Source organism: Pseudomonas sp. (assembly GCF_050739995.1).
GTDB lineage: Bacteria > Pseudomonadota > Gammaproteobacteria > Pseudomonadales > Pseudomonadaceae > Aquipseudomonas.
The window spans coordinates 1-2,388 of record NZ_JBOICG010000130.1; the positions used below are offsets into that span (position 1 = coordinate 1).

Sequence of the window (2,388 nt, forward strand, 5' to 3'; positions counted from 1 at the left end):
CTGCGGCACTCCTGAAACACCGCGTATACCGCATCGCAGGCAAGCCAGCTCCCACAGGGTTCAGTGTTCAAACCAAGTCAATCTGGCCGCTCGAAAGTACGCGGCCTGAAGGACGGGTCACCAGACCTGACCCTGGCGCTTCAACTCCAGGCGCCGCACGAACTCCTCCAGCACCAGGCCATAGAGGTCGTCCTGCAGATAGGCATCTTCAATGCCCGCGTCCAGGTTGGGGTTGTCGTTCACTTCAATCACCACCACCTTGTCGCCGGACTGCTTGAGGTCGACGCCGTAAAGGCCATCGCCGATCAGGTTGGCGGTCTTCACGGCCAGCTCCACCACCGCCTTGGGCGCTTCGTGGACCGCCAGGGTGCGGCATTCGCCGTTGATGTCCTGGCCGATGGCCTTGTGGTTGTAGATCTGCCAATGCCCTTTGGACATGAAGTACTGGCAAGCGAAGATCGGCTTGCGGTTGAGTACGCCGATGCGCCAGTCGTACTCGGTGTAGAAAAATTCCTGGGCCAGCAACAGCACCGAATGTTCGAACAACTCGGCGGTGGCCTTGAGCAGTGCTTCCTGGCTTTCCACCTTGATCACCCCACGGGAGAAACAACCGTCGGGAATTTTCAGCACCAGCGGAAAGCCCAGGCGCTCGCCGACGCGTTCAAAATCTTCCGGTCGTTCCTTATAGAGAATCTCGGTGGCGGGCATGCCCAGTCGGTGGCTGTTGAGCAGGTCGGTGAGGTAGACCTTGTTGGTGCAACGCAGGATCGACGCCGGGTCGTCCATCACCACCAGGCCCTCGCTTTCGGCTTTCTTGGCGAAGCGGTAGGTGTGGTTGTCGACGCTGGTGGTCTCGCGGATCAGCAAGGCGTCGTACTCGGCCAAGCGCGAATAGTCCTTGCGTTCGATCAACTCCACATCAATACCCAGGCCTTTGCCGACGCGGATGAAATTATCCAGGGCTTTGGCGTTGGACGGCGGCAGTTGCTCCAGGGGATCGTGCAGGATGGCCAGGTCATAACGGGCCAGGCGACGTGAACGCGGCTGGCGCCAGATCTTGCGGCTGAAGTTGTCCAGGGCGTGGGCGAATTGATCTTCTTGATCATCGCGCAACTTGTGCAACACGCCCGATTTAACGCCTTCGATATGCCAACCGTTATTCTTTTTGAAATCAACTAACAGAATCGGACACGGGAAGGCTTCAAACAATTGGCGGGCCAGATCCTGCAACGGTTCTATATTGGTCCGGCCAAAGTAAAGGGTCAGGGTAAAACCTTCGGTATTACTGTAAAGGTGGTGGCTCAAGGCTTTATCGAGGGTTTTATCCAGATCGTCCAGAGCCAGGCCGTACAGCGATTTTCTTGTCAGCTCGCTGATGGTGCGCACCGACGGAATCACCTTGTGCCCACGGGCTTCGGCCAACAGCGAGCAGTAGTAACCGTGCCCCAGGTACTTGTAGCTGCGGCACAGGTTGATCACCTGCACGCGCTTGCCACTCTCGTTTTCCCGGGTCTGCTCCAGGTATTCCTGGGCGGTGACGATGTCTTCGCTGGGGAAGTAAGAGGCCCAATCTTCCTTGCGTTCGACGATGATCACAACTTGACTGGTGGCTTTCGGCGGTGCGGAAAAATAACCTGTATTAGTGATTGTCGCCGCGACGCTTTGCTCGGATACTTCACGCCAATGACTTTGTACCGCCGACATAATATTTGATCCGCTTTAGAGAACTCGACCTTTTCTATTAAGCACGATCTTTTAGAGAAGTCCCGTTTCGTTACGACACTTTTACGGCGGTCATATGGCTCTTTCCTTTCGCGTTGCAACCCCCGCTGATGTGCCCGAACTGATGGCACTGGAACAGCACTGTTTCACCACCGACCGGCTCTCGCCACGCAGTTTCCAATGGATGGTCAGCCGTGCCCATGGCCAGTTGCTGGTGGCGGAGAATGAGCGGCAATTGCTGGGTTATGCGCTGGTGCTGTTTCGCCGTGGCACCTCGCTGGCGCGACTGTACTCCATCGCCATCGCCGAGCACGCACGGGGCATGGGCCTGGGCAAACAGCTATTGGCGCGTATCGAGGCCTGCGCCCAGGTGCATGAATGTGCCCGCCTGCGCCTTGAAGTGCGCACCGACAACTCCGGCGCCATCGCCCTGTACGAACACAACGGCTACCGACGTTTTGCCTTCATCACCGACTACTACCAAGACCACACCCCTGCCCTGCGCCTAGAGAAATGCTTGTGGGGGGCTTGCCCCAATGCACGGACCAACTAATGTAGTGAGCGGGGTTGTCCCGCGCGGGGGGGCGAAGCCGCCCCAACAAGGACGTCGCGGTTTTTCAGAAAGACCGAGGTGCCTGTATTTAGGGCGGCTTCGCCCCCCAGCGC

General features: G+C 58.0%; 1 protein-coding gene and 1 pseudogene. One reads left to right on the forward strand and one right to left on the reverse strand.

Annotated elements, in window-relative coordinates:
• Nucleotides 1–117: 117 nt before the first annotated feature.
• Nucleotides 118–1,704 (reverse strand): RimK family protein, encoded by a 1,587-nt coding sequence (locus ACRESD_RS04495; protein WP_431749820.1) that lies wholly within the window; start codon nucleotides 1,702–1,704, stop codon nucleotides 118–120.
• Nucleotides 1,705–1,798: 94 nt separating this feature from the next.
• Between ACRESD_RS04495 and ACRESD_RS04500 the strand changes: the two are divergent.
• A pseudogene (locus tag ACRESD_RS04500) lies at nucleotides 1,799–2,236 on the forward strand (GNAT family N-acetyltransferase); the annotation flags it as partial.
• Between the last annotated feature and the right edge of the window lie 152 nt (nucleotides 2,237–2,388).